The 26,132-nt window shown below is 71.4% G+C and carries 25 protein-coding genes; 15 read left to right on the top strand and 10 right to left on the bottom strand.

The genetic code is table 11. From position 1 onward, the window contains the following. Positions 1-80 precede the first annotated feature (80 nt). Positions 81-1,238, bottom strand: a complete 1,158-nt coding sequence (locus tag BMY74_RS19245) for a mandelate racemase/muconate lactonizing enzyme family protein (RefSeq protein ID WP_089917865.1) — start codon at positions 1,236-1,238, stop codon at positions 81-83. A gap of 72 nt (positions 1,239-1,310) precedes the next feature. Here BMY74_RS19245 and BMY74_RS19240 point away from each other — a divergent pair, with 72 nt between their 5' ends. From BMY74_RS19240 to BMY74_RS19225, 4 genes are all read left to right on the top strand, one after another. Further along, the gene (locus tag BMY74_RS19240) at positions 1,311-2,054 is read left to right on the top strand and encodes a FadR/GntR family transcriptional regulator (protein ID WP_245786233.1); all 744 of its coding nucleotides are present in this window, start codon (positions 1,311-1,313) and stop codon (positions 2,052-2,054) included. Between the two features lie 175 nt (positions 2,055-2,229). Beyond that, positions 2,230-3,654 carry an ABC transporter substrate-binding protein gene (locus tag BMY74_RS19235; RefSeq protein WP_089917861.1) on the top strand — a complete coding sequence of 475 codons (1,425 nt, stop codon included), beginning with the start codon at positions 2,230-2,232 and terminating at the stop codon, positions 3,652-3,654. Next, complete coding sequence (locus BMY74_RS19230; RefSeq protein WP_089917859.1) at positions 3,651-5,660, top strand: ABC transporter permease; 2,010 nt, start codon at positions 3,651-3,653, stop codon at positions 5,658-5,660. Before BMY74_RS19235 ends, BMY74_RS19230 begins: the two co-directional genes overlap by 4 nt. After that, on the top strand, positions 5,657-6,919 hold the full coding sequence (locus BMY74_RS19225; protein WP_089917857.1) for a mandelate racemase/muconate lactonizing enzyme family protein: 1,263 nt from the start codon (positions 5,657-5,659) through the stop codon (positions 6,917-6,919). The genes BMY74_RS19230 and BMY74_RS19225 overlap by 4 nt, the downstream gene beginning before the upstream one ends. Before the next feature lie 59 nt (positions 6,920-6,978). On the opposite strand, the gene BMY74_RS19220 is transcribed toward BMY74_RS19225, so the two are convergent. Both BMY74_RS19220 and BMY74_RS19215 read right to left on the bottom strand, forming a co-directional pair. Further along, positions 6,979-7,716, bottom strand: coding sequence for a ribonuclease activity regulator RraA (locus BMY74_RS19220; protein WP_089917855.1), 738 nt, complete (start codon positions 7,714-7,716; stop codon positions 6,979-6,981). A gap of 140 nt (positions 7,717-7,856) precedes the next feature. After that, entirely contained in the window at positions 7,857-8,636 is a 780-nt protein-coding gene (locus BMY74_RS19215) for an isocitrate lyase/PEP mutase family protein (protein ID WP_089918251.1), read from the bottom strand. A 143-nt stretch (positions 8,637-8,779) separates the two neighbouring features. Between BMY74_RS19215 and BMY74_RS19210 the strand changes: the two genes are divergently transcribed. The 3 genes from BMY74_RS19210 to BMY74_RS19200 all read left to right on the top strand — a co-directional run bounded on the left by BMY74_RS19210 (position 8,780) and on the right by BMY74_RS19200 (position 11,098). Further along, positions 8,780-9,571, top strand: a complete 792-nt coding sequence (locus BMY74_RS19210; protein WP_143091623.1) for an SDR family NAD(P)-dependent oxidoreductase — start codon at positions 8,780-8,782, stop codon at positions 9,569-9,571. 82 nt (positions 9,572-9,653) lie between these two features. Beyond that, positions 9,654-10,490, top strand: a complete 837-nt coding sequence (locus tag BMY74_RS19205; protein ID WP_089918249.1) for an alpha/beta fold hydrolase — start codon at positions 9,654-9,656, stop codon at positions 10,488-10,490. Between the two features lie 164 nt (positions 10,491-10,654). Beyond that, positions 10,655-11,098, top strand: a complete 444-nt coding sequence (locus BMY74_RS19200; RefSeq protein ID WP_089917852.1) for a YdeI/OmpD-associated family protein — start codon at positions 10,655-10,657, stop codon at positions 11,096-11,098. 3 nt (positions 11,099-11,101) lie between these two features. Here BMY74_RS19200 and BMY74_RS19195 read toward each other — a convergent pair whose 3' ends face one another. Beyond that, positions 11,102-11,689: a TetR family transcriptional regulator gene (locus BMY74_RS19195; protein ID WP_089917850.1), complete on the bottom strand. Its 588-nt coding sequence runs from the start codon at positions 11,687-11,689 to the stop codon at positions 11,102-11,104. A 65-nt stretch (positions 11,690-11,754) separates the two neighbouring features. Between BMY74_RS19195 and BMY74_RS19190 the strand changes: the two genes are divergently transcribed. After that, positions 11,755-12,561: a class I SAM-dependent methyltransferase gene (locus BMY74_RS19190; protein WP_089917849.1), complete on the top strand. Its 807-nt coding sequence runs from the start codon at positions 11,755-11,757 to the stop codon at positions 12,559-12,561. Positions 12,562-12,682: 121 nt separating this feature from the next. Beyond that, a complete protein-coding gene (locus BMY74_RS44240) occupies positions 12,683-13,123 on the top strand; it encodes an MFS transporter (protein ID WP_143091622.1) in 441 nt (146 codons plus the stop codon). On the opposite strand, the gene BMY74_RS19185 is transcribed toward BMY74_RS44240, so the two are convergent. Then, positions 13,056-13,613: a TetR/AcrR family transcriptional regulator gene (locus BMY74_RS19185; RefSeq protein WP_177229820.1), complete on the bottom strand. Its 558-nt coding sequence runs from the start codon at positions 13,611-13,613 to the stop codon at positions 13,056-13,058. The two genes, BMY74_RS44240 and BMY74_RS19185, sit on opposite strands and share 68 nt — an antisense overlap. Before the next feature lie 365 nt (positions 13,614-13,978). Between BMY74_RS19185 and BMY74_RS19180 the strand changes: the two genes are divergently transcribed. From BMY74_RS19180 to BMY74_RS19160, 5 genes are read left to right on the top strand one after another with little or no spacing between them, the layout of a single operon-like run. Then, positions 13,979-14,491: a YbaB/EbfC family nucleoid-associated protein gene (locus tag BMY74_RS19180; protein ID WP_177229819.1), complete on the top strand. Its 513-nt coding sequence runs from the start codon at positions 13,979-13,981 to the stop codon at positions 14,489-14,491. Beyond that, on the top strand, positions 14,488-14,799 hold the full coding sequence (locus BMY74_RS19175; RefSeq protein WP_089917846.1) for a hypothetical protein: 312 nt from the start codon (positions 14,488-14,490) through the stop codon (positions 14,797-14,799). Before BMY74_RS19180 ends, BMY74_RS19175 begins: the two co-directional genes overlap by 4 nt. A gap of 17 nt (positions 14,800-14,816) precedes the next feature. Further along, entirely contained in the window at positions 14,817-19,022 is a 4,206-nt protein-coding gene (locus BMY74_RS19170; protein ID WP_089917844.1) for a WXG100-like domain-containing protein, read from the top strand. Then, positions 19,012-19,455: a hypothetical protein gene (locus BMY74_RS19165; protein WP_089917843.1), complete on the top strand. Its 444-nt coding sequence runs from the start codon at positions 19,012-19,014 to the stop codon at positions 19,453-19,455. Before BMY74_RS19170 ends, BMY74_RS19165 begins: the two co-directional genes overlap by 11 nt. Continuing rightward, positions 19,452-19,895, top strand: a complete 444-nt coding sequence (locus BMY74_RS19160) for a hypothetical protein (RefSeq protein WP_143091621.1) — start codon at positions 19,452-19,454, stop codon at positions 19,893-19,895. The genes BMY74_RS19165 and BMY74_RS19160 overlap by 4 nt, the downstream gene beginning before the upstream one ends. A 349-nt stretch (positions 19,896-20,244) precedes the next feature. Here BMY74_RS19160 and BMY74_RS19155 read toward each other — a convergent pair whose 3' ends face one another. Genes BMY74_RS19155 through BMY74_RS19135 form a run of 5 tightly spaced genes read right to left on the bottom strand, consistent with a single transcriptional unit; the run spans position 20,245 to position 24,820 of the window. Continuing rightward, positions 20,245-21,225: an aldo/keto reductase gene (locus BMY74_RS19155; protein WP_218159666.1), complete on the bottom strand. Its 981-nt coding sequence runs from the start codon at positions 21,223-21,225 to the stop codon at positions 20,245-20,247. Then, positions 21,222-21,533 (bottom strand): L-rhamnose mutarotase, encoded by a 312-nt coding sequence (locus BMY74_RS19150; RefSeq protein ID WP_089917837.1) that lies wholly within the window; start codon positions 21,531-21,533, stop codon positions 21,222-21,224. Before BMY74_RS19150 ends, BMY74_RS19155 begins: the two co-directional genes overlap by 4 nt. 7 nt (positions 21,534-21,540) lie before the next feature. Continuing rightward, on the bottom strand, positions 21,541-22,449 hold the full coding sequence (locus BMY74_RS19145; RefSeq protein ID WP_245786232.1) for a sugar phosphate isomerase/epimerase family protein: 909 nt from the start codon (positions 22,447-22,449) through the stop codon (positions 21,541-21,543). Between the two features lie 5 nt (positions 22,450-22,454). Beyond that, positions 22,455-23,786, bottom strand: a complete 1,332-nt coding sequence (locus BMY74_RS19140; protein ID WP_089917835.1) for a D-arabinono-1,4-lactone oxidase — start codon at positions 23,784-23,786, stop codon at positions 22,455-22,457. 2 nt (positions 23,787-23,788) lie between these two features. Next, complete coding sequence (locus tag BMY74_RS19135) at positions 23,789-24,820, bottom strand: NAD-dependent epimerase/dehydratase family protein (protein ID WP_089917833.1); 1,032 nt, start codon at positions 24,818-24,820, stop codon at positions 23,789-23,791. 266 nt (positions 24,821-25,086) lie between these two features. Between BMY74_RS19135 and BMY74_RS19130 the strand changes: the two genes are divergently transcribed. After that, on the top strand, positions 25,087-25,692 hold the full coding sequence (locus BMY74_RS19130) for an NUDIX domain-containing protein (RefSeq protein ID WP_177229818.1): 606 nt from the start codon (positions 25,087-25,089) through the stop codon (positions 25,690-25,692). Positions 25,693-26,132: the final 440 nt, after the last annotated feature.

Here is a 26,132-nt window from a genome sequence, read left to right as displayed (position 1 = left end):
CTCTGCCAGGCGGAGCGGGCATTCCACCCGCTCCACCCGACCAGACCTCACCTGGTTCCCCCGGCAGCGCCTCCGGAGCGCTACTCGAACACCCCGTACCCCGCCACCGCGTGCGCCCGCACCCCGTCCATGTCGAGCTCCACACCGATCCCAGGCGTGTCGGGAAGCGTGATGTACCCGTCCTTCACGATCGACCCGCTCCCGTCGGGGGCGTGCACGTAGCTGTCCCACACCGCGCGCTCGTCGAGGGCGTGCCACTCCTGGACGAGGAAGTTCGGGATCGCCCCGCACTGGTGCGAGGTCGCCATCGTGCCGAGCGGCGTCGACACCAGGTGCGGTGCGAACGGGATGTAGTGCAGCTCCGCCAGGTTCGCGATCTTCTTGGCCTCGGCGAGGCCGCCGCACTTCGGCACGTCGGGCTCGATCACGTCCACGGCTCCGCGTTCGAGCAGTTCGCGGAAACCCCACCGCAGGTAGAGGTTCTCGCCCACGCAGATCGGGGTGCGGGTCTGCGCGCGCACCCGGACGAGCGCGTCCACGTTCTCGGCGGGCAGCGGTTCCTCGAGCCACATGAGGTCGAACGGCTCGAGCTCCCACGAGATCCGGCACGCGCTCGGCAGGTCGTAGCGGGCGTGCAGGTCGATGGCCAGGTCGACGTCCGGGCCGATCGCCTCCCGGACGGCGGCCACGCGCTCGACCATCGACCTGATCTCGGCGGCGTTGACGGTGTGGTTGTAGTCGTCGTACTTCGCCGGGTGGCGGAGGTTGTCGACGTCGAACTTGAGGGCGGTGAAGCCCTCGGCGACGACGCGCTGGGCGCGGTCGACGCAGCCCGCGATCGAACCCGCCGGGTCGTCGCCGTCGCCGCAGTCGGCGTAGAGGCGGATCCGGTCGCGGAACTTCCCGCCGAGCATCCGGTAGACCGGCTGGCCCGCGGCCTTGCCCGCGAGGTCCCACAGCGCGATCTCGATCCCGGACAGCGCTATCACGAACACCCCGGCCTGCGGGCCCGCGAAGACCTTGTGGCGGCGCAGCTTCTCCCAGCAGCGCTCGACGTTGCGCGGGTCCTCGCCGATCAGCAGGGGGGTCAGGAACTCGATCATGCCGACGACGGCGCCCGCGCCGGCGTCGGGATTGGCCTCGCCGTACCCGCTGAGGCCCTCGTCGGTGTCGATCCGCACCAGCGTGGCCTCACCGTGGTAGGCCACCACCGCCGTTGTGACGTTCACGATCCGCATAGCTCTCCCGAAGTCGGGTTGTGCAGAAGTACGGACTGTCGCGATGTTCAACTTGTCCTATAAGCTGATGACATGCAAAGGGGACAAGAGTCTCCGGACGCTGTCAAGGTCCGGACTCTTCCGGTGCAGGTGGCCGCACACCTGACCCGGCGCATCGTCAGCGGCGAGATCGAGGACGGGCGGGCGCCGTCGGAACTCGACATCGCCCAGGAGTTCGGCGTGTCCCGCGTGGTCGCGAGGGAGACGCTCAAGATCCTCGCCTCGCTGGACATCGTCGACGTCGCCCAAGGCCGCCGCGTCGTCGTGCGTCCCCCTGCGGAGTGGGACTACCTCAGCCCGTTGCTGATCGAATGGCTGCCGACGGAGCTCGTGGGTGAGCTCCTCCAGGAGCTGCACCAGATGCGCGTGCTGCTCGAGCCCGAACTCGCCGCGATGGCCGCCGCCTGCGCGACCGGCGAGGCGCTCGAGCGGCTCAAGGCCGAGGTCGACCGCATGGCCGAGCTCGAGGCGGATCCCAACGCCTACCTCGAGGTCGACCACGAGTTCCACATGGAGATCTGCCGGGCGGCCGACAACCGCATCCTCGACCGGATCATGTACTCGGCCCGCTGGCTGGGCACGGCCAGCCGGCGCATCACCAACGAGGCGCCCGCCGCGCTGCGCAAGGCCACGCACGACCACACGGAGATCTACGAGGCGATCCTCGCGCGCGATCCGGACCGTGCCCGCGCGGCGATGCGCACGCACCTCGCGAACAACTCCGCTCTCATCGCGGAGAGGGAAGAGCAGACCAGACGAGCCGCGGGGCGCCGGTAGCGCACCGCCCGACCGATGCACCGGTGTCCCGCTCCAGGGGCATCGGCGAGTACTCCGCTTCGCCGTTCTTCGCACATGTTCCACCCGGCAGCGCGGCCCACGCCCCGCTGTCCCGCCGGTTGCAACGTCGCCCCGTCGGTACGCGTCCGCTCGGCCGGACGCGAGAGGAGTTGGCATGGAAGAGAAATCGGACTTATCGAGGCGCACCTTCCTCGGCATGAGCGCGCTCGGCGTGCTCGGTCTCGCCGGGTGCGGGGGCGGTCCCGCGCCCGCACCGCAGGTCGACGTGCAAGTGCCCCAGGCGTTGCTCGACGAGGCGTCGTCGCTGCGCGGCGGGTCGGTGGGGATGCTGTCGCAGAAGCTCTACTCCGAAGCCGCCAACCAGGCGCTCGACCGGTCGCTGCAGGTCTTCGCGCAGGCCACCGGCACCACCGTCCGCAACGACCTGGTCTCCGGCGACGCGGGGGACATGGTCGCGAAGATGGACGCCGAGGTGAAGGCCGGCACCAGCCGCGACTTCGCCTTCGTGAGCGACCGGCGGTTCGTCGGCCAGCTGCACAACCTCGGCGCCCTCACGGACGTCACCGACGTGGTCGAGGAGATGAAGAAGCTCTACGGCGAGCCCGCGACGGAGGCCGGCAACTACTGCGTCTTCAACGGGCGCTGGTTCGCGATCCCGTACCACTTCATCGCGTCCGCGATGTACCTGCGCAAGGACTGGTACCAGGAGAAGGGTCTCCCGCTCAAACCGCACTACACGTGGGAAGAGTTGCGCGACAACGCCTTGGAGGTCTCCGACCCGGCGAAGAGGCGCTTCGGCTGGGGTCTCACGGTCAACCGCTCCGGCGACGCCAACGGGTTCATCGCGAACGTCATCAACTGCTACGGCGGCGCGATGGCGGACAACACCGGCACGAAGGTGGTGTTCAACTCGCCGGAGACCGTCGCCGCTGTCACGTTCATCGGCGACATCTACACGAACCCGAAGTACACGCCGATGCTGCCGCCGGGCATCGGCAGCTGGACCGACTCGAGCAACAACGAGAACTGGCTGGCCCAGATCCTGGGGCTCACGCTCAACCAGTTCAGCGTCTACGCCGACTCGAAGACCAAGAACAACCCGGTGTACGCCAACACCCACCCGTTCAACGGCGCCACCGGACCGGCGATCGACAAGCCGCTCGCGTTCGGCGAGTCCAACTCGTTCGTCGTGTTCAAGGGCGCCAAGAACGCCGACCTCGCCAAGCTGGTCGCGAAGTACATGGTCAGCGGGACCGCACTGCTCGGTGTCGCGAAGGGAGCGCCGTGCCTGGTGAACCCGTCGTGGGACAAGGTGTGGGACTCCGACCCGTACTACACGACCGGTGACCCGGCGTTCCCCGCGCTGCGCGAGCAGACCCGCACGCCGCTGCCGGTCACCACGAAGACCGGCTTCAAGTTCCCCCAGGCGCCGAGCCCCGGTGAGCAGGCGGCCACCGCCGCCTACCTGCTCACCGACATGATGCAGTCGGTCATCCAGGGCACGAAGCCCGCGGACGCCGTCGCCTCGACGCACGCGCGGATCGTGCAGGTCTTCGAGCAGCAGGGCTACAAGCAGTGACCGTCCTGCGGGAACGGCCGGCGCCGGTCCGCCCGGCGCCGGAGGGGTCGCCCTCGCTCAGCCCGTCGCAACGGCTGCTCGGGCGCGACTGGCGCCTCGCCGCGGTGTTCGTCGGGCCCACGCTGGTGCTCGTCGCGGGCCTGATCCTGTTCCCGATCGTCGACTCGGTCGTCACCAGCACCACCGAACGCCACGGCGCGGAGACGGTCTTCGTCGGGCTGGACAACTACACCGCGCTCGTCGACGACGCGGTGTTCCACAAGGGCGTGCTCAACTCGTTCGTCTTCACCGCGTACGCCGAGATCTTCAAAGTGGTCCTCGGCCTCATCGCGGCGCTGATGCTGCACCACATGCGGCGTGGCAGGGCGGTCGTGGCCGGGGTGATCCTGCTGCCGTGGGTGGTGCCGACGGTCGTCACGGCCTTCACCTGGCGGTCGCTGTTCGACCCGATCTTCGGCAGCGTCAACGTTCTGCTCACCGACTCCGGCATCGGGCCGTTCCTCGCCACGATCGGGCTCGTCGACCGCTGGCCCGCGGAGTGGCTGTCCGATCCGGCGCTCGCGATGCCCGCGGTCATCCTGGTCAACGTCTGGAAGGGCATCCCGTTCTTCACGGTGACGTTCCTCGCCGGGCTCAAGGCCATCGACAGCGGCCTGTACGAAGCGGCCATCGTGGACGGTGCGTCGCCGTGGCAGCGCTTCGTGCACATCACGTTGCCGGGCCTGCGCCACGTCATGATCGTGACGGTGCTGCTGTCGTCGATCTGGACGTTCAACAACTTCGACCTGATCTGGCTCATGACCCAGGGCGGGCCGGGCGACGCCACCGCCCCGTACGTGATGGTGGCCTACTCCAAGGCGATCCAGCAGCTGCAACTGGGCGCGGGCGCCGCGGTCACGCTGGTGATGCTGCCGGTCATCGCCGTCCTCGTGGTGATCCTCGTGCGGATGATGCGGCGCAACGACCTCCCCGGCACGGGCGGGACGGGCGGCCGGAGGCTGACCCCCGCGCAGCGCAGGGCGATGCCGTGGGTGATCGTTCTGGCCTCGACGCTGGTGCTCGTCTGGGCGTCGCCGCACATCGTCTGGAAGGCCGCGCTCGTGCTGGCCGTGTTCGTGGTGCTCGCCGCCGCGGTGGGGCGGGTCGTCTCCGTGCTGGCGGCGCGGGGCAACCGGCTGGCCGCACGGCTGGTCGGCGGCACGGGCAGCGGCGTCGCGCTCGTCGGCCTGCTGGGCTTCGTGCTCGCCCCGCTCTACTGGATGACGGTCACGGCGTTCAAGTCCGACGACCAGATCGTGGCGCGCACCGACGACCTCTGGCCGACCCCGTGGACCACCCAGCAGTTCACGAACCTGTTCAACGGCAGGGCGTTCGGCACCTGGTACCTCAACACGGTCCTGGTGTCGGTGGCGTCGACCGCGATCGCCCTGGTGTGCGCCGCACTGGCGGGGTACGCGTTGGCACGGCTCAGGTTCCGGGGCTCGGAGAGCTTCACGGTGACGATCCTGCTCACCTACGTGATGCCGGGCGCGCTGCTGTTCATCCCGCTGTACCAGATGATGAGCGGCATCGGGCTGAACGACTCGTTGTGGTCGCTCGTGCTCGCGTACCCGACGTTCACGCTGCCGTTCGCGACCTGGCTGCTCGTCGGCTACTTCAAGTCGATCCCGGCCGACCTCGAAGAGGCCGCGCTCGTGGACGGGTGCACGCGGTTCGGGGCGTTCCTGCGGATCACGCTCCCGCTGGCGAAACCGGGGCTGCTCGCCGTCGCGCTGTTCACGCTCACCAACGCGTGGAACGAGTTCCTGTTCGCGTTCGTGTTCATCACCGACGACGGGTACAAGACGCTGCCCGTCGGCATGCAGTCGATGATCTTCGGTGACGTCGTGCCGCAGGGGCAGCTCGCCGCGGCCTCGTTGCTGATCAGCATCCCGGTCGTGGTGATGTACGCGTTCGGGCAGAGGTTCCTGACGGAGGGCCTCACGGCCGGAGCGGTGAAGGGGTGATCACCGAGGAGCACGTGCCGCAGGGGTCCCGGCCGAGCGACCTGCGCATCACCGACCTGCGGGTCGCGAACGTGGCCGGCGTGCCGTTCCGCTCGTCGATCATCAGGATCGACACGAACCAGGGCCTGGCGGGCTACGGGGAGGTGCGCGACCAGGCCAGCGCCACCTACGCGCTGGTGCTCAAGAGCCGCCTGGTGGGGGAGAACCCCTGCAACCTGGACAAGGTCTTCCGCAAGATCAAGCAGTTCGGGCACCACGGACGGCAGGGCGGCGGGGTCTCCGGCGTCGAGATGGCGCTGGTGGACCTCGCCGGCAAGGCCTACGGGGTGCCCGCGCACGCGTTGATCGGCGGCCGGTTCCGCGACGAGGTCCGCTGCTACGCGGACACGCCGTCGCTGCCCGACCCGCACGCGATGGGCGCCCGGTTGCTGGAGCGCAAGGAGCGCGGGTTCACGATGCTGAAGATGGACGTGGGCATCGATCTGCTGTGGGACGTGCCGGGAGCGTTGATCGCGCCGAAGGGCGCCCGTGCGGACCTGACGACGATGCACCCGTTCACCGGCATCCAGGTCACCGCGAAGGGAGTCGACCATCTCGCGTCCTATGTGGACACCGTGCGCTCCGTCGTCGGCTACGACGTCGCGCTCGCGGCCGACCACTTCGGCCACATCGCGCTCGACTCGTGCATCCGGATCGGCCGCGCGCTGGAGGACTTCACGCTGGCGTGGATCGAGGACCTGATCCCGTGGCAGCTGACCGACCAGTGGCGGCGGCTCACCGCATCCGTCGCCGTCCCGACGTGCACGGGGGAGGACATCTACCTGCTCGACGGCTTCCGCCCGTTGCTCGACACCGGCGCCATCCGCGTCGTGCACCCGGACCCGGCGACGGCGGGAGGGATCGCGGAGACCAAGCGGATCGGCGACCACGCGCAGGAACGCGGCATCCCGATGGCCCTGCACCTGGCCGCGTCACCGATCGCGACCATGGCATGCGTGCACCTCGCCGCCGCCACGGAGAACTTCCTCGCGCTCGAACACCACGCCGCCGAGGTGGAGTTCTGGAGCGACCTCGTCACCGGCCTGCCCCGCCCGCTGATCCAGGACGGTCACATCGCGGTGCCGGACACGCCGGGGCTGGGGTTCGGCGACCTCGACGAGGAGGTGCTGCAACGCCACCTCGACCCGCGCGATCCGGTGTTCTTCGCCGAGACGTCGCATTGGGACGGTGAGGCGAGCCACGACCGCCTGTGGAGCTAGGAGACGGCCTAGGTGGCCCAGCACGCCGGCGTGACGCGCCGACGTGCTGCGCCACAACGCTAACGCCCCTGCTCGGCCCGCCACCGCTCGTACTCCGGCCGCGCCTCGTCCGACAGCGGGTAGTACAGCCGCAGGTCACCACCCTCGGACAAGCGGATCCGGGAGAACTCCTCCCACTCCGCGTGTTCCTGGGCGGCGGCGATGAGCGCCGGCGCGAGCTTGACGGGCACCACGACCGCCCCGTCGTCGTCGGCGACGACGATGTCCCCCGGCTCGACGAGCGTGCCGCCGCACGCCACCGGCACGTTGACGGCGGTCGGGACGATGCCGGTCTGGGCGTGGAAGTTCGGTGTGGCACCGCGGATCCACAGCCCGAGACCGAGTTTCTTCGCCTCGCCGGTGTCGCGCAGGCACCCGTCGACGACGACGCCGACGCCACCGCGGCCCTTGAAGTAGGTCAGCATCATCTCGCCGAACACGCCGCTGTCCATGTCCCCGCGCGCGTCGACGACGATCATGTCGCCGGGCTGGGCGTGGTACATCACGTGGCGGTGCAACTGCTTCTCCGGCTCGGCGTACTCGTCGACGGGGTAGAGGTCCTCCCGCTTCGGCAGGAACTGCAACGTCAGCGCCGGGCCGGCGACGCGCACACCGGGCGTCACCGACACGGGACCGCTGATGAACGCGCTGCGGATGCCCATGCGGCTCAGTTCCGCGCTGGCCGTCGCGCTGCCGAGGGCCGCGAGGGCCTCGCTGAACTCGGCGGGCGGGCGAACGATGTCGTGCGTCTCGACCACGTCGGTAGCTCCCTCAGATCCGCGTTGACCGCAACTGCCGGAGAGTTCGGTGCGTCCCGGATCCGAGCCTAGTCCGTCGAACCGTTGTGGCGTAAGAGAAAACGTCGACCCGGCCGAAATGGCCGGGCCGACGTGTCCCGTTAGTTCAGCCTGCGGGTGTCCTCGGGCAGTCCGCCGCCCGCGTAGACGTCCTCGGCGAGCTTGGCCAGCGCGGTGAGCGCGACGTTCTGGCTCCACGGCCCGTAGGACACGCGTGAGACGCCGAGCTTCTGCGCCGTGGCCAGGGGGATCGAGCCGGGGACGCCGATCAGGTTGACCTTGCGTTCGCCCAGCGCCTCGACGAGCCGTTCGACCTGCGAGGTGTCGAGCCTGCCGGGCACGAAGACGTTGGAGGCGCCCGCGTCGAGGTACGCGCGGCCGCGGGTGATCGCGTCGGCCAGCACCTCCTCGGGGTCGCGGTCGCCCGCCTTGACGAACGCGTCGGTGCGGGCGTTGAGCACGAAGTCGACCCCGGCGGCCTGGGCGGCGGCGACCGCGGCCTCGACGGCCCGCACGGACTCGTCGAGCGGTTTCATCTGGTCCTCGAGGTTCGCGCCCGCCGCACCGGCGTCGATCGCCCTCGCGATGGTGCCGCCGGGATCGCCGTACCCGCCCTCGAGGTCGGCGGTGACCGGCAGGTCGCCCGCCACGCGCACGATCAGCGCGACCTCGGCGATCATCTCGTCGCGGGGGATCTTCTCGCCGTCCGGGTAGCCCCGGGAGGCCGCGATGCCGTGGCTAGGGGTCGCGAGCGCCTGCGTGCCGGGCGTCTCGGCGACCACCTTCGCGGTGATCGCGTCCCACACGTTGACGACGAGCAACAACTCCGGTGCCGCGTGCAGGGCCTGCAGGCGCTTCGCCTTGTCTGCCGTGGAGGTCATGATCACGACCATGCCACACGGACGGCGGTAGCGCTCCCACTTGAGTAGAGTGAGCGTTACATATACAACTGGGCGGCGGGCCCGCGCACGTCCGGTGTGGACGGTGTGGAACCGGGCCTCGCCGCGCCGAAGTGGTCGAGGAGATGAAGGCAGTGGGATCGAACCGGTTTGCGGACCAGGTCGCGGTGGTCACCGGCGGCGGGAGCGGCATGGGGGCCGCGATCGCCCTGAGGCTGGCCGAGGAGGGTGCGACCGTCGTCGTCGCGGGGCGGGACGAGCAGAAGCTGAGCCGCACCGCCGAGCGGGCGGCCGGGAACGGCAAGATCGTGCAGCGCGTCGTCGACGTCCGGGACGAGGCGGCCGTCATCGAACTCGTGAACGGCACCGCCGAGACGTTCGGCCGGCTGGACGTCCTCGTGAACTGCGCGGGCGCCACCGACTTCGCTCTGTTCGCCGACCTGGACGCGCAGACCTGGAACGACATCATCGCGGTCAACGCCGGTGCCGTCTTCTTCGCGACGAAGGCCGCGCTGCCGCACCTGAAGAAGACCAAGGGCAACGTCGTCACCATCGGCTCGTCCAACGCGCTGCGCAACAACTACGGCCAGCCCGCCTACGGTGCCGCCAAGAGCGCCGCGGAGAGCCTCACCGCCAGCATCGCGATCGAGCACGGCGCACACGGGATCCGCGCGAACACGGTGCACCCCGGCGTGATCTTCCCGACCGGCATGACCGGTCCGATGGAGGACATCCCTGGGGTGCTCGACGCATATGCGTCGTACGTCCCCATGCGCCGCCTGGGCACCCCCGAGGAGATCGCCTCGGTCGTGGCCTTCCTGGCGAGCGATGAGGCCAGTTACGTCAACGGCGCGAGCATCACCGTGGACGGCGGCCTGAACGAGGTCCTGCACCTGCCGCCTTCGGTCGCTCCGTGAGTCCCGCGCCCAGTGGGCGTTGACAGGCGTTGGCTAATGTCGTTAGCTTATAGCTAACGGCATTAGCTTCGTGGAGGACGGCATGATCGAGCACCTGGACGTCGCGGGCAACACCCTCGCCTACGAGGTCACCGGCGAGGGGCCGCTCGTCCTGCTGGCCCACGGCATCGGCGACAGCCGCCACTCCTACCGCTTCCTCGCTCCGGCGCTGGCCGCACGGGGCTACCGGGTGGCGAACGCCGACATCCGGGGCTGCGGCGACTCGAGCGTCGGCTGGGACGGCTACAGCCGCACCGACATCGCGGGAGACCTCGTCGCCCTCGTGCGCCACCTGGGCGGCCCGGCCGTGATCATCGGCCACTCGATCAGCGGCGGGGCGGCGACGGTCGCGGCGGCCACCGCCCCCGACGTGATCTCCGGCGTCATCGAGCTCGCGCCGTTCACGCGGGCGCAGTCCGTCGACCTCGCGGGACTGCTGCGCGTCAAGCGGTTCCGCAGGGGCTACACCCAGCTCGCCAAGGTCGTCGTCAGCGGGAGCCTCCCCGCCTGGAAGAAGTACCTCGACGTGGCGGTGCCCGCCAAGCCGGCCGACTGGGACGCGGAGCTCGCCCGGATCGAGGCCAAGCTCCGCGAGCCCGGCCGGATGGAGGTCCTGCGGGCCATGGGCAAGTCCAGTCCCGCGGACGCCGGCGCCCGGCTGGCCCACGTCACCTGCCCCGTCCTCGTGGTCATGGGCGACGCCGACCCCGACTGGGCCGACCCGCGCGCCGAGGGCGAGAAGGTCCTCGCCGACCTGCCCCGCGGTCTCGGCGAACTCGTCGTCGTCGAGGGTGCCGGGCACTACCCGCACACCCAGACGCCGGACGAGGTCCTCGCGCTCGCGCTGCCCTTCTTGGGCAAGACGCTGGCGCACGCCTAGGGGGAGGCCGGCTCCCGCGTTGGTGGTCGAGGCCGCCGCCCCTCGGATGGCCGTCCTGGCCGCGACCGAACTCGGCGACGCGCCGCAGGGCATGGTGAGCGGAGAGGCGCTGACCGCCTCTTCTGTCGCTACGATCCGGTGAACCGCCGACGGGAGGCCGGACCTTGACGCGCCACACCTTCACCGCGCTGCTCGAGCTGAACGGCAAGACCGCGACCGGGTTCCGCGTCCCCGCGGACGTCGTCGAGGCGCTCGGGCAGGGCAGGAAGCCCAGGGTGCTGGTGGGCATCGGCGGCCACACCTGGCGCAGCACGGTCGCGGTCTACGACGGCGACTTCATGCTGGGCGTGAGCGCCGCCAACCGGGAGGCGGCGGGCGTGACCGCGGGGGACACCGTCGAGGTGACGCTCGAACCGGACCTGGCCGAACGCACCGTCGACGTGCCCGAGGACCTCGCGGCGGCGCTCGACCGGAATCCGGCGGCCCGCGCGGCGTTCACCGCGCTGTCCTACAGCAACCAGCGGCAGCGGGCCGAGGCGGTGGCGGGGGCGAAGCAGGCCGAGACCCGCGCCCGGCGGATCGAGAAGATCATCATCGAGCTGTCCTGACGGTCACCGCAGGGCGGCGGCCAGAACCGCCTCCACGACCCTGCGCACCGCTTCGGGGGCGGCCGGGCCGTGCTCCTCCTCGGTGAACCGCAGGTGCGCGGCGCCGATCAGGGTCGGTGCGAGCGTGTCGACGTCGGCGTCCGCGGCGATCCGGCCGAGGTCGCGCTCGGCCGTCAGGTACCCGGCGACCATGGCCGCCGCCTCGCCGACGAGCGGGAGTCGCGCGGTGCCGGCCGCGCGGAGCCGGGTGCGGAGCTCGTCCCGTGCGATGACGAGCACGATCATCGCCACCGCGACCGGGTCGAAGCCGCTGACCAGGGCCTCGGTCAGGTTGCCGGTGACGGTGCCGGAACCCGCCCTGTCCCGCAGGTCGGCGGCGCGGGCCTCGATCCGCGCGATGCGGTCCAGCACCAGTTCAGTCAGGAACGCGTCGAAGTCGGCGAAGTGCCGGTGCAGGACGCCCTTGGCGACACCCGCCTCCGCCGTGACCGCCCTGCTGGTCAGCTCGCCGACGCCGTCCCTCACCAGGACGCGCGCGGCGGCGTCGAACAACTGCTGGCGCGGGTCGCGCAGCGCCACTCCGGTGGGCACCGGGCCTCCTTCTTCCACGAGCGAACACCGCCCACGAGTGGGCGCCTGCCCACTAGAGTGGGCGCATGGTCACTCTAGTGCCTCCACCTGCACCGGAACCGCACCGGCACCGCCGGGTCGCGGAGTCGTTCGGCGTCGACCCCGAGCGGTACGACCGCACCAGGGCCTCCTATCCCGAGGCGGTGGTCGGCCGGATCACCGCCGCTTGCCCGGGATCCGGCCTCCTCGACGTCGGGTGCGGCACCGGCATCGCGGCCCGCCAGTTCCAGGCGGCCGGGCTCACCGTCCTCGGCGTCGAGCCCGATCCGCGGATGGCCGCCTTCGCCCGCAGGGCCGGCGTCGACGTCGAGATCGCGACGTTCGAGGCGTGGGACTCCGGAGGCCGTGCGTTCGACGCGGTCGTCTCGGCCACGGCCTGGCACTGGGTGGACCCGGTCGCGGGAGCGGCGAAAGCGGCCCGGGTGCTGCGGCCGGGAGGCGTGCTGGTGCCGTTCGGGCACGTCTACGCACTGCCTCCGGCCGTCGCGGACGTCCTGGCCTCGGCCTACCGGCGCCTGATCCCGGACGCGCCGTTCGTCGCCCGGTCGGAGGTGTCCGTCCTGGACGCCTACCAGGGGTTGTACGCCAGGGCGGCGGACGGCATCCGGGAGGCGGGAGGCTTCGGCGAGCCCGAGTTGTGGCGCCACGACTGGGAACGCGCCTACAGCCGTGACGAACTGCTCGACCTGGTGCCGACCTCTGGAGGCCTCACCACGCTGCCGCCGGAGCAACTGGCCGGGGTGCTGGCGGAGGTCGGCGCGGCGGTCGACGAGCTGGGTGGCACCGTCACGCTGCCTTACGCCACGTGGGGCCTCACCGCGATCCGCACCTAGACCGTGTCCCGGCAGTCACGTCGGGCGCCAGCAGCGGTTCCGCGCCTGCCGCCGAGGACACGGCCCACCCGCGCGACGCGCCTCCGCCGGGCACGCGAAGAATGCGGCCGGAGATGGTCCCATGATCGAACGTGCGAGGGTGGGCACGCTCGCGCCGGTGATGGTCGCGCTGGTGTTCCTGGTCGCGCTCAACCTCCGTCCGGCGCTGACCTCCGTGGGGCCCTTGCTGCCGCGGATCGGGGGAGAGGCCGGGCTCTCCGAGGGCGCGCAGGGCCTGCTCGGAGCGTTGCCCCTGCTGGCGTTCGCGGTGATCTCCCCGCTGGTGCAGCACCCGGCGCGGCGGTTCGGTGTGGAGCGCACGCTGCTGGCTGTGGCGGTCGGCGCCGATCGGGTCCGTGGTCGATCCGGCGGTGGTGGCCGGCTGGGTGCCGGGACTCGGGCTGCGGCCGCACGCCGGATCGTTGGTGGTCGACCGGTCCACGGTGCGGGGCCGGTCAGGGCAGCAGCACGTCGAAGACCCCGCGCAGGGTGGTCGTCAGCTCCTCCTCGTCGGCCGCCGTGAGGGTGGAGCTGCCGATCACCTTGCGCAGCAACCAGAACCCGGCGATCACCGACAGCACCACCGCCGCCGCCGTGTCGCGGCTGTGCGGCGAGACCTCGTGCAGATGCGCCTCGACGTGCTTCTCGATGCCCGCGCGCAGGATCTCGGCGGCCCGCGGGTTGGCCGCCGACCTGAGCATCAGCAGGAACGGCGACAGGTCGTCCGCGTCCGGTGCGGTGCGCGCGACCAGTGCCGCGGCGACGTCGCGCGCCAGGGTCCCCGGATCGCCGGTGAGCACGGTCCGGTCCGTCATGGACGCTTCCACGACCTCCGCGAACAACCCCTCCTTGTTGCCGAAGTAGCGGTTCACGAGCATCGCCGACACCCCGGCCGCCTGCGCGATCTCGCGCACGCCGACCCCGTCGTACCCATGTCTGGTGAACGCCTCGATGCCCGCGCCCAGGATGGCCGCCCGCGTGGCGGCAGCGTCCCGACGGTGTGCAGTTGCCATGTATACGAGTGTAGACTTAATCTGGATGTATACAGTCGTATTCGCTGCGCTGTGGCTGTGGCTGTGGCATGAGTGGTCGTCCGAGCGGCAGCCGGGCCGCGGCATCGTCGTGGTCGAGCACCTCGCCCTCGAGGGGGCGTGAGGCCTCTGCTCGACGGCGGCAAGACCGTGTACGCCGCGGTGGAGTGCCCAGGGGACGGATCTTGATCCGCGCAGCAGGTGCCGAAGTCATGGGGCACCAGCACGGCTCCACGAAGTCATCATCGCCAAACGGCTGAGGCGAGCAGGCCAGCTTCGCTAAGTTGGGCGTCTGTGCTCCCGGGATGCGTGTGTGTGTCCTTCGGGCATTCAGGGGGAGGGGACACATGAGTGACGCTGCCGCGCGCAGGGCTGAGCTGGAAGCGCGCAACGCCGCCATGCGTGAGAACGTCGACAACTTGATGGCTGACCTGCGACGTCGCACGAGCGAGTTCGCCGGGGCGCAAGCCCGTGCGGCCGCCGTGACCGGAGCGGCGACCTCGCCGGACGGGTTGGTGCAGGTCCAGGTGAACCCGGCCGGGGTGCTGACGGACCTGCGGTTCGCTCCTGCCGCGTTCCAGCGGTCGACGCCGGAGAAGCTGGCGCGCTCGGTGATCGAGACCGCGCAGACCGCGGCCCGGTCGGCGCGCGAGCAGGTCGAGGGCGTGCTCGCGCCGCTGCAGGGGCAGACCGACCTGTCCGAACTGGTGGAGGGTGCGCCCTCGTTCGCCGACCTGCTCAAGCCGCCTCCTCCGCCTGCCGCCGAAGCGCCGCCGCAGCGGGGCCGGCCGCCCCGTCAGGACGATCCCGACGACGACGAGGGCTTCGGCAGCGTGCTCAAGGGACCGGGGCAGCGATGACCGGCGGCTTCCGGATCCAGCTCGACGAGGTCCGTGCGGGCGCCGGCGGGTTCGGCGTGGCGGCGGAGATGCTCTCCGAGGCGGGCAGCACGCTCTCGAACGCGCTGGCGGCGCAGGGTGCCTGCTGGGGCGGCGACGAGTCGGGACAGCAGTTCTCCAAGGACTACGTGCCCGCCGCGGAGGGCACGGTCAAGGCGTTCAGCCAGTTGAGCGAGGCGATCCGGGCGATCAAGACCGCGCTCGACGAGACCGCCAACACGCACCAGAACACCGACAAGTCCACCAGCGGTGGCCTCGGCGCGCTGTAGGGGGTTGAACGGGGATCATGTCGATCACCATTCCACCGGAGATCACCTGGCTGTTCCCCATCGTCGTCGGCGAGAGCTGGCCCGAGGGCGATGAGGACAAGCTCAGGGCGCTCGGCGATGCCTGGCGGGCCGCGTCCGCCGACATCGACGAGGTCATCACGCAGGCCGGGAACGCCGCGACGAAGTCGTTCGGCGCCATGGAGGGCCAGGCCGCCGACTCCTTCCAGGAGTACTGGAAGAAGTTCGTCGACGGCGCGGACGCCTACCTGGTGAAGTTGAAGAAGTCCTGCGACGGCCTCGCCGGCTCGTGCGACAACACCGCGCTGGAGGTGGAGTACGCCAAGTACGCCATCATCGCCGCGCTGATCATGCTCGCCATCGAGATCGCGGCCCTGGTCGCGGCGGCCTTCGGCACGTTCGGCACGTCCACGGCGGGCATCCCGATCGCCCAGGCGGCCACCCGCATCACCGTCCAGATGATCTTCCGCAAGCTGATCACCGCGATCCTGCGCGAGATGCTCACCGAGGTCGCCATCGACGCGGCGATCCAGGGCATCCAGATGGCCAAGGGCGACCGCAAGAGCTGGGACTGGAGCAAGACCGGCGGCGCCGCGCTCTCCGGAGCCATCTCCGGCGCGATCGGCGGCGGCATGGACTTCGTCCCGACCAGGGCCACCGGTCTCGGCGGCAACGTCGTCGAGGGCGCCGTCCGCGGCGGCGTCGAGGGCGTCGCCTCCACCGTGGCGAACGCGGCGGTGACCGGCGAGGACATCACCGCGGGCGACCTCGCGCGCAGTGGCGTCTCCGGCGGCGTATCCGGCGGGATCGGCGGGGCGACGTCGCACTACGACGCTCCGACGGCACCCGGCATCGGTGACGGGCCGGGTGCCCCGCCGCCTCCTGGCGGTCCGCCCGCAGCGCCTCCCGGACCGTCCGGCGGCCCCGGAGGCTGGCCTCCCGCCGGACCCGGTGGCCCGTCCGGCGGCCCGTCGGCGCCGCCCGTGGGCCCCTCGAACACCCCGGGCAGCACCACCAACTCCGAGACCAGTGCCGCGGCGGCCGCCCCGCCGGCTCCACCCGTCCCGCACGCACCGTCCTCGCCGTCCCAACCCGGCTCCTCCACCTCCGGTGGACCCGCTCCGTTCGGGGGCGGCGGGGTGCCGATGGGCGGCGCCCCCAGCGGCGGCCCGTCCGGTGGCAGCTCGTCGAGCGGCGGTCCGTCGAGCGGCGGTGCGCGGCCGGGCGGGTTCGCGCCGACGAGTCCGAGCGGGTTCGGGGGTCCGACGCCGGGCGGAGCGCACGGGCCCAGCCCCCAGGGTGGGCCGAGCAGCCAGCCCTCGTCGGGTGGTCCCAGCCCGAGCGGGCAGGGAGGCCACGCCCCGGCCGCGCCAGGTGGTGCCGGTGGCGGCACTCCGGGCGGGCACGGTTCACCCGGCGGGTCTCCTGCGTCCGGTGGGCCGGTCGGCACCGGAACGTCCGGCAGCCCAGGGGGACCGGCCAACTTCAGCGGCACGGGCAACCCTGGTGGGCCGGGCAACGCCGGCGGGCTTGGGAACTTCGGCGGCACGGGCAACTCTGGTGGGCCGGGCAACGCCGGCGGGCCTGGGAACTTCGGCGGCGCGGGCAACTCTGGTGGGCCGGGTAACGCCGGTGGACCGGCCAATGCCGGTGGACCGAGCAACGCTGGTGTGCCTGGCAACTTCGGTGGGTCCGGCATCCCCGGTGGTCCGGCCAACGCTGGTGGGCCAGGCAACCCTGGCGGGCCGGGGAACTTCAGCAACGCGGGCAACCCCGGCGGGCCGGGCAACAGCGGACCGGGCAACCTCGGCGGACCATCGCACGCCGCGGGCCCGCTGCCGCACTCTCCTGCCAGCGGCGCCCCGCACCCCACCGGCCCCGCCCCGAACGGCAACGGCCCAGGTGGTGCACCGCACGCCATGCCGAACGGCCCCGCGAACCACACCACCGCGACGGCCCGCGCCGAGACGTCGACCGGGCCTGCGTTCCACTCCGGTCCGGCCGACGTGAGGCCGGCCGGAGGCCAGTCCGCACCCACCCACCGCGGCACCGACTCCCCGGCGGGCCTCCCGCCTGCGGGCGGAATGCCGCTGGGCGGCGCGCAGACCGGAAGTCCAGGCGGCACAGGCGGTTCCCCCTCGGCAGGGTCCCGTCCCGGGTGGACCGGCACACCGGGGAGCCCGGCACCGAACACGCCGCACGGTCCCGGCCCACGCGATCACGCGCGCGGCCGCCCGGACCCGGCCGGTTCGCAGCCGCCGCACCGGCCCGGACCGCCTTCGCACCCCGGCACTCGCGGTCCGGCCAGCGGGCCGGGTCCGCGTCCGGCCGGACCGGATCACGCCGGTTCGCAGTCGCCGGTCGCACGTGGACCGGTCGCGCCACCGCACGGCGGCCAGCCACACCACGCCGGACTCCCCGACAACGGCCGGCGCCCCGGTACCAGCGGGCAGAACGGACCCGGCCAGCACGATCCGTCGACGTCCCAGGACGCCGACGGTGGTCCGGGTGCGCCGCGCGACACCGGTCCGCTGTCGCCGGACGAGGTCAACCAGCGGCACGCGGAGCCGACTCCGGCGGGAGTCTCCTACCACCGCGGCGACGCGGACATGGGCGATCTGCCGCAGCGCGTCCGGCCCGACTCGGACGGCCGGTACACCGTCGACGTGCACATCGACCCCGACGGCCACGCCAACATCGGCGGGCGGCGCTACACCCCGGAGCAGTTCGCCGAGGTCCTGCGCCGCGGCGGCGACTACGACGGCCGCCCGATCCGCCTGATCGGGTGTGACGCGAGCGCGAACGGCTTCGCGCCGCGCCTGGCGCAGGCGCTGGGCACCGAGGTCATGGCGCCCAACCGGCCGGCGTGGACCGACTCGGGCGGGCGGGTGTTCTCGTCCGACTACGAGGTCGGCCCGGACGGCGGCACCCGTCCCCGGATCCCACCGACCGGCGAGTGGTCCGTGCACTCGCCCGACGGCACGTCGACGCGCGTCGGCGAAGACGGCTTCACACCGGACACGCCGGACTCCGACAAGCACCGGCCGGACCCGGACAGCGCACGTGCGCGGGGCGACGGCGACGGGGACACCGGCGACGAGGACCAGGACGGCGACGGCCGGCCGGACCGCTACGCCGACACGGACTGGGACGAGGAGTGGGGCGACTACGAGGTCTCCTCCGACGATCCGGACCTGCACCGGCCGATCATCGACTACGACCGGCCAGGTCTCGGCGCCCCGGACGCCTCCCCGCCTGACAACCCCTACAACCGGCCGCCGGACTCCCCGGCCCCGACCATCCGCACCGAGATGCCGGCGCGGGCGCTGTTCCCGCCGCTCAACCGGGACCTGCCGGAGCGCTACCAGGTGCCCCGAGCGCTGCGCGGCCACCCGGAACTGTTCGAGAACGGGCGGTTGCGCCCGGACACCGCCATTCCCGTCGAGTACCTCGGGGCGAACGGCGAGGTGGCCGCGCGGACGACCTTCTACACCGACAGCGCCGGTGCCATCAGGTGGGTGGAGCTGAGCCCGGGGGCCCAGCTCGCGCCGGACGGCACCAGGGCCGGTACCAACCCGGATTTCAACCAGGTGCTGCCCAACTGCCAGTACCGGGTCGAGAACTGGCGCGACCCGAGCAGGCACATGCACTTCGAGACCAACGAGCGCGGTCAGGCGGTGCGGGCCAGCGGTCAGCCGTCGTACGGTGCGTCCGACGACAACTACCGGGACCAGGCGGCCCAGAACCGCGCCGCCCGCGAAGGCTGGCGCGGCCGGGAGGACGGCACCGGCACGCCGTACGCCACGCACCCCGACCACCGCCAGGTCAGGTGGGCAGGCGGGCACCTGCTGGCGACGGAGTCGGGCGCGCCCGGCGGCTACGGCAACCAGCACGGCCAGATGGCGGCCTCCAACAGCGGCAACAACCGCGACGGCTGGACGCGTGCCGAATCGTGGCGGCTGCAGGAGGAGCAGATCGCGGCCCACGCGAAGCAGGACGGCCACGACGTGGAGCTGCTCGAGGTCGAGGTGCTGCGGCGCGAGGGTGACGGCATGGCACCGGAAGAGGTCATGCGCTGGCACGTTCGCGACACCGACCCCGAGACGGGGGAGCCCAGGGTGAGGGTGTTCCAGCGCACGTTCGTCAACGTCCCGGAGAACATGGGAATCAGCGATTGGTCAGGTGTGCCCCGCTATGGCGAGTGAGGACGAGCGGATCGCGCGCGTGCTGGCGGCGGTGCGGCGGGAGGTTCCGCCCGGCTGGCGGCGGATCGTGTTCACGGTCTGGGCCACGGTCGTCCTGGTGCAGACCGAGTTCGCGGTCACCATGGCGGACGGCTCCACTCCGGACATGTCGCTCCGGGCACCGGAAGCCGACCTGGCCGAACTGCGGTCGGAGATGTACGTGCCGCAGCGCGGCACGTGGTTCTCGGCGCGTTTCGTGCTCACCGGGGAAAACGAGCCCGAGGTCCGGTTCAACTACGACGATGATCCACAATGGTTCCCGGACATCCCGTCCTGGATCTTCGCCCGCGACCTCGCGACCTTCCCGAGGGCGGCCGAGCACGTCCCGGGCTGGCTGCGTGAACGGCTCGACGTGCTGCCCCGACCTACCGACGAGAGGACCATCCCCGGATGACAACGCCCACGCCGATGCCCCCGGACGAGCAGCACCACCTGGTGGGCGAGGCGACCAAGACGCTGCTCGGGCAGGCGCCCTCCGGCTGGGAGCGGATCATCATGGACTACATGGTGGTGGGCAGGAAGGTCAACGTCGGTGCGATCGCCAGGTTGCAGGACGGCAGCACGCAACGGTTCCCGGCGCCGCGAGAGCTCGCGCCGATGCTCTCCGCGCTGCGGCAGGGCATGTACACACCGGACGGCGGGGCCTGGTACTCGTTCCGGCTGATCGTGCAGCCGCCGGACCGGTTCACCATCCAGTACAACTGGAACGACCAGCCGCCGTTCCCGGCACCGCCCGCTCGCGAGCAGTTCGCCCTGGACCAGGAACGGTTCCCGCGCACGCCGGAGAACATGCCCGAGTGGTTCCAGCGGGGGCTCGACGGACTGGACGGCTGATGTCCGGGAAGGTCATCGCCGCTTGGCGGTGACACGTCCGAAGGTGTGAACCGCCCACGCAGATGGTTCCGATCCTGGTTCTCCCGCCGCAGGGTGATCAGAGTCCGTGCGAGTGGGGATCGATGAGTCCACAGTGGACCTCGCGGTCCGCTCGATCGAGCCGCACCAGGACATTTCGCTGCACGCGTGGCGTTGTGCGTGCCGAGAAATACGTCCGTGCAGGTCAAGGGCGTTGGTCGGGTAACGGTCATCGTCCGGCATGATCGCGGCCGTGCTGGTCCGCTTCGCCTACCTCGCCGTCTCCCACGCATTCGCCGCGCTGTGGCTCCTGCGCAGGACCGAGAGCGCATCAGCCGGTCGGCTTCTCGACGGCCTTCGGCGGCGGTACGGGAACGTTCGCCGAAAGCAGGTTCTCGGCGAGCAGGTCGGACCAGAGAGCGGCGGGCACGTGGCCGGTGGCCAGTGCGACGTTCTCGGTGACTTCCGCCGCGGTGCGGGCACCGACCACGACCGCGCGCACCGCCGGGTGCCCGAACGGGAAGTGCAGCGCCGCCTGGGGAAGCGGGATGCCGTGCCGCCGGCAGACCGCGGCGATCCTGCGGGCACGGTCGAGTAGCGCGCGTGGTGCCGTCGTGTAGTCGTGCGTGGCGTCGGCCGGGACCTCGCCGCGGGCCAGCAGGCCGGAGTTGAAGACACCGGCCGCCACGACGGAGACTCCCCGCACCCAGCACCGCGAGAGGAAGCCTGCGGTCGCGGCGTGTTCGAGCAACGTGTACCGGCCGGCCAGCATGACGTGGTCCAGCGGGTGCTCCAGCACGAACCGCTCGGCCACCTGCCACCGGTTCACCCCGACGCCGATCCCGCGGACCACGCCCTGGGCCTTCAGCTCCGCCAACGCCGGCAGCGCCTCGCGCAGCGCCTGCTCGCAGTGGTCGTCCGGGTCGTGGAGGTAGACGACGTCGACCCGGTCCAGGCCGAGGCGGGTCAGTGAGGCCTCCAGCGACCGGCGCACGCCGTCGGCGCTGAAGTCCCACACCCGGCGGTGGGTGGCAGGCACCGCGAAGCCGTCGGCCAGGTCGTCGCCGCCGGCGTCGCAGGGCTCCAGCAGGCGGCCGACCTTGGTCGAGACGACGAACTCCGACCGGGGCCGGTCCGCCAGTGCCGCGCCGAGCCGTCGTTCCGACAGGCCGAGGCCGTAGTGCGGTGCGGTGTCGAAGTACCGGACGCCGGCAAGCCACGCGGCGTCGACGGTGGCACGAGCGTCCACTTCGGACACGGCTCGGTACAGGTTGCCCAGTGCGGACCCGCCGAGGCCGAGACCGGAGATCACGGCAGCTCCCACACGAACTTCGCGTCCGAGCGGCCGGAGTCGTAGTCGAGCGGGGCGTCGAGGAACTCGTCCATCTTCCGCTGCCACGGGACGTCGGCCGGGTGACCGTGCATCTGCCGCATCATGGCCGCGTAGTCGTCGACCTCGACGACGTGGAACAGGTCGAGGCCGCTGCGCCAGATCCGCCACGAACGCACGCCCGCCGCACGCAGCGCGGCATCGAGGTCGTCGGGAATCCGGGCGTGCGCGGCCTCGTAGGCCGCTTCCTGGCCGGGCTTGAGCCTGGTGTGCAGGGCGACTGTCTCCATCGTGGCGCTACCTCCCGGTCGAGTTGCCGAGTGCCGCGCGGTCGGCGATCTTCCTGGCGACCAGCGGCTTGAGGAAGGCGAGGCCGGTCCGCGCGTCGTGGTCGGGGTCGATCCCCCGGCGGTGGAACCCCGTCTCGGCTGTCAGGTAGCCGTCGAAGCCCGTGTCGAGCAGGGCGTCGACCAGGCCCTCCCAGTCCTCGTCACCGCGGCCGGCTGGCAGCCGCGTGGCGGTGGCCGTCGTGTCGGCGACGTGGATCTGGTGCAGGTTCGCGCCCATCAGGTGGACCTGGTCGGTGAGCGACTCGCGGCGGTAGCGGACGTGGCTGCAGTCGAACATCACCTTCACGTTGGGCCGTGCGATGTCCTCCATCAGCTCCATGGCGTCCTCGCCGCTCTCGCACAGGTTCGAGTTCTCCGCGAGCGGCTCGACCACCACGGTGAGGCCGTACTGCGCCGCGTCATCTGCGATCTGTTCCAGGCATTCGCGCGACCACGCCCAGGCCTGGCGCCGCCGGGTGCCGAACACGACCCAGCCGGGCAGGTAGACCACCGACCCGGCGCCCCACTCGGCGCACAGCTCGTTGATCGCGCGGTAGTGCTCCACGGTCGCCGCGCGTTCCTCGGCGACGGGAGAGCTCGGGTTGTAACCGGGACCGCCGGTGGGCGCCGGGCCGATGCCGGAGACCTCGATGCCGTGGTCGCCGAGCAGGGCGCGCACCTCGCGCCGCCTGGCCGGGCTCAGGTACGGCGGGAAGGCGTGGGGTGCGGCGGCACCGATCTCGATGCCGTCGAAACCGATCCTGGCCAGCCGCTTGATGGTCTCGTCCAGGGTGTAGGCGGGGACCCAGCTGCCGAAGCTGGAGTAGGACCAGGTGTGGTAGCCGAACTTGATCGCCATGAGCGTCCGCTTCTCCAAGGGGGTCAGTGTTCGAAGAGCCGGCGGAGATGCGCTCCGAGGAAGACGCCGTCCGGGTCCCAGGTCCTGCGCAGCTCCTGGAACCGGTCCCACTCCGGGTAGCGCGAGGCCAGCTCCCGGCCCGTCCTGAAGTGGACCTTGGCCCAGTGGGGGCGGCCGTCGAACTCCCACAGCACCGAGTCCGCGGCGCGCAGCGGTGCGATCCAGCCCTGGGGATCGTGTGCCGACACGGGGTGTGTGACGCCGATGTGGCAGGTGGGGGACTGCCTGCTCGGGCTGAGCCAGCCGGTGTCCGCGGCGGTGAAACGGACGTCCACGGGTGCACTGACGCGCAACCCGCCTCGGCGCACCTCCCCGACCAGGGCGCGGATCGCGTCGGCCGCCCGGTCGAACGGGACGCTGTACTCGGTGCCCTGCACGGGCGGTGGGAGATGGTGCAGCAGTGCGTCGTCGCGGCGCAGGACCCGCGCCCCGCCCCGCCCCGCGGCCACAGCGGCGGCATAGTGCGCGGCTCCCGCGATCCGAGGTGTCCAGGAGTTGTTGCACAGCAGGGAGAGCAGCGCTCCGGGCCGTGCCGGCGGCGGTGTCGGTGGCTCGTCCGTCGGCGAGGCCTCCCAGACGATCGCCTGAGAAGTGTGCGGGTACCACCAGAAGCCACCGAAGTGGACGTCCCGGAACGCGCCGAGATCGGCCAGCACCTCGGGCAACGGCTTGCGGTGGACGACCTTGCGCAGCCGGTGGCCGGGCACGACGGTGAAGGTGAGGTCCAGGACGACGCCGAGGCACCCCAGGTGCACGCGGACCCCGTCGAGCTCCGGGTCGTCCCGCGTGACCGTGCGCACCCGGCCGTCCGCGGTCAGGACGCGCGCCGCCACGACGTGGCTGGACAGCGTGCCCAGTCCGGGGCTGCTGCCGTGCGTGGCGGTGGCCACGACACCGGCGACGGTCTGCTCGTCGATCGCGCTCTGGTTCGGCAACGCGTAGCCCGCCGCGGCGAGCTCCTGGTTCAGCTCGCGCATCGTCGTGCCCGCCCGCACCGTGACCGTCATGGCCGCCGGGTCGACGGTGTCGATGCCGCGGTGGTGGCGCAGGTCGAGCAGCGTCCGGCCGGCCGGCGCGACGAGGTCCGCGTAGGAGTGGCCCGACCCCACCACGCCGATGCCACGTGCGCGTGCGGCGTCGTCGAGCACGATCTCGCGCAGTTCGTCCGTGGTGGCGGGGGAGAGGAGGCTGTCCGCGATGCCGCGGACCGCCCCGCTCCAGTTGGCCCACGCCTTGCGCCGGCGTTCCCCGGTGGTGATCTCCCGGCCTGGTGTCGACCGCGGTGCGTCGGCCATCTCTACCTCGTGGTCAGCCGCTCGGCGAACTCGTCGGTCGTCATCCGCTCCGCCTGCCGCGACTCGAAGTACCACTCGGTGAGCCGCTTGAGACCGGTGTGGAACGGCACCTCGGGCATCCAGCCGAGCCGGTCGAGCGCCATCGCCGCGGACGCGACCCGGTTGTAGGGACCGGTCGGCTTGTCCGGCAACGGCTTGATCTCCGTGTCGGCCTGGCCGGTGAACTCCAGGATCATCCTGGCTGCCTGGCCGACCTGGATGGGCTCCTCGGTGCCCAGGTTGATCGCGCTGCCGTCGTGGACGCGCTCGCCCGCGAGGACCAGACCGCGCACGATGTCCGTGACATAGGTCCAGTTGCGGATCTGCGTCCCGTCGCCCCAGACCTCGAAGGGCTGCTGCCGGAGAAACGCGCGGCCCACCATGGCGGTCAGGGCGTGGCTTTCCGGGCAACGCTCGCCGTAGACCGTGAACAGACGGCACGACACCGACGGGAACCCGAGCTCGGCGTGCAGTGCGGCGAGCCGCTGTTCCGTCATCAGCTTGGCCCAGCCGTAGATGCCGTCCGCGTGGAAGGGCGGCCCCACCTGGGATTCGGCCAGCCGCACCTCCTCGTTCACGTCAGCCTGCAGGTCGACCGGGTAGACGCAGCCGGAGGAGGCGAACACGAAGTTCTCGACGCCCTCGTCGACCGCCGCCTGCGAGACCACGCCGTCCAGCACGAAGTTCCGCGAGCACGCGGCTTGGTGCAGCTCGATGAACCCCCGTCCACCGTGGATGGCGGCCAGGTGGAAGACGACGTCGACCCCGCGCATCACCTCGGCGGCGAGCCGCGGGTCGCAGAGGTCGCCCCGCACGAACTCCCACGCGGACTCGGGAACGGCGCTGAGGTTGTCCAGGCGTCCCGAGCTGAGGTCGTCGGCGACGCGCACCTGTGCGCCGACCGAGACGAGGTGCTCGACCAGGTGCGAGCCGATGAACGAGCAGCCGCCGGTGACCAGCACTCGCTTGCCGCGCCAGGGTTCCTGCTGGGTCATGAGGGATTTCCAATCATGGGATCGGGTCGTCGCGTACTTCCTCGCAGCCGCCGGTGGGAGTTCCTCGACCGGCAGTCGTCCGTCGGATGCAGGGAGTCTGTGACGGCCGGCACCGATCGTCCAGAAACCGTTCCGACGTTCGGGACGGCGTTCGGGGCGGTGCCGGTGGAGTGGAGTTCGTTCCACTGAACGGGACGAGTGGTGGTCCGATGGGGAACGGGTCCTTAACTTCCTGCGGGAATGCGACCACCGGAAGGCGGAGGACGATGCCTGGACCGCTCAACCCCGTGCAGTCGGACGCATTGCCCGCCGCACCCGCGCTCGACTGGCGTGACGGTCAGGGTGCCGGTGGGCACGACTGGATACCGGAGGAGCTGTACCGCGAGGTCCTGGAACGGATGCCCGTCGTCTGCGTCGACACGCTCGTCGTCCGCGGTGGCGCGGCGCTGCTCACCCGGCGCACCCAGGAACCGCAGGCGGGATCGCTGTGGTTGCAGGGTGGCCGGATGCGCAAGGGCGAGCAGCTCACCGCGGCCGCGGTGCGCACGGCCGAGCAGGAGTCCGGCCTGACCCTGACCCTGTCCGGCGTGCTGGGCACCTTCTCCACCGTCTTCGACGCCTCGGCGCACGGCGACTCCTCCACCCACACCGTCAACGTCACGTTCCTCGCCGTGGCCGAGCCCGACGCCCGGCCACGGGTCGACAGCACGCACGACCACTTCGTCTGGTGGCCGCTGGCGAAGCCCACCGGGAACGCCTACCTCGACCAAATCCTGGCTCTGGCGGCACGACAACTGGGCGTCTCCGGACGTAGCCACGACGGCACCGCGGATGTCCGCAGCACGGAACCGTCTCGGGAAGTGCGCCGGTGAATCCACACTCCCGGCACCCGGCCACATCAGTTGCTGTGGACATTCACTGCGAAGCAGCGCGACCACCCGGGGCGGAGCGCTGACCTGGCTGGCGGGGCCGACGGTCCTCGGCACCACTTCGGCGGGACCGGGGAGAGGACGCGTCATGTACTTGCGGCCTAACAAAAGCACTCCAACGGGTACCGGCCTCACCAGGCCCGCGACCAGCTACCGCCAGACGTTCACGAACACACCGGAACGGTGAACGATCTCGACGTCTCTGGCTGGCGCCCCGTCCGCACGCGGATCCTCGGCGGGGTGATAAACGGAGTACCGACATGCAGCTCGAGCCGCAGCGATGACTTTCCGGGCGGTACACGCTCGGATGCACAGGGTCGAGTCCGGCCGGACTTGCGGGTTCCGGGTGGCTCGGCATGTCAGCGTGGGCTGGGTGTTCGTCG

This window comes from Lentzea albida (assembly GCF_900111005.1).
GTDB lineage: Bacteria > Actinomycetota > Actinomycetes > Mycobacteriales > Pseudonocardiaceae > Lentzea > Lentzea albida.
Note: the sequence above shows the minus strand (reverse complement) of the source record. Positions and strands in the feature narration are given on the sequence as shown.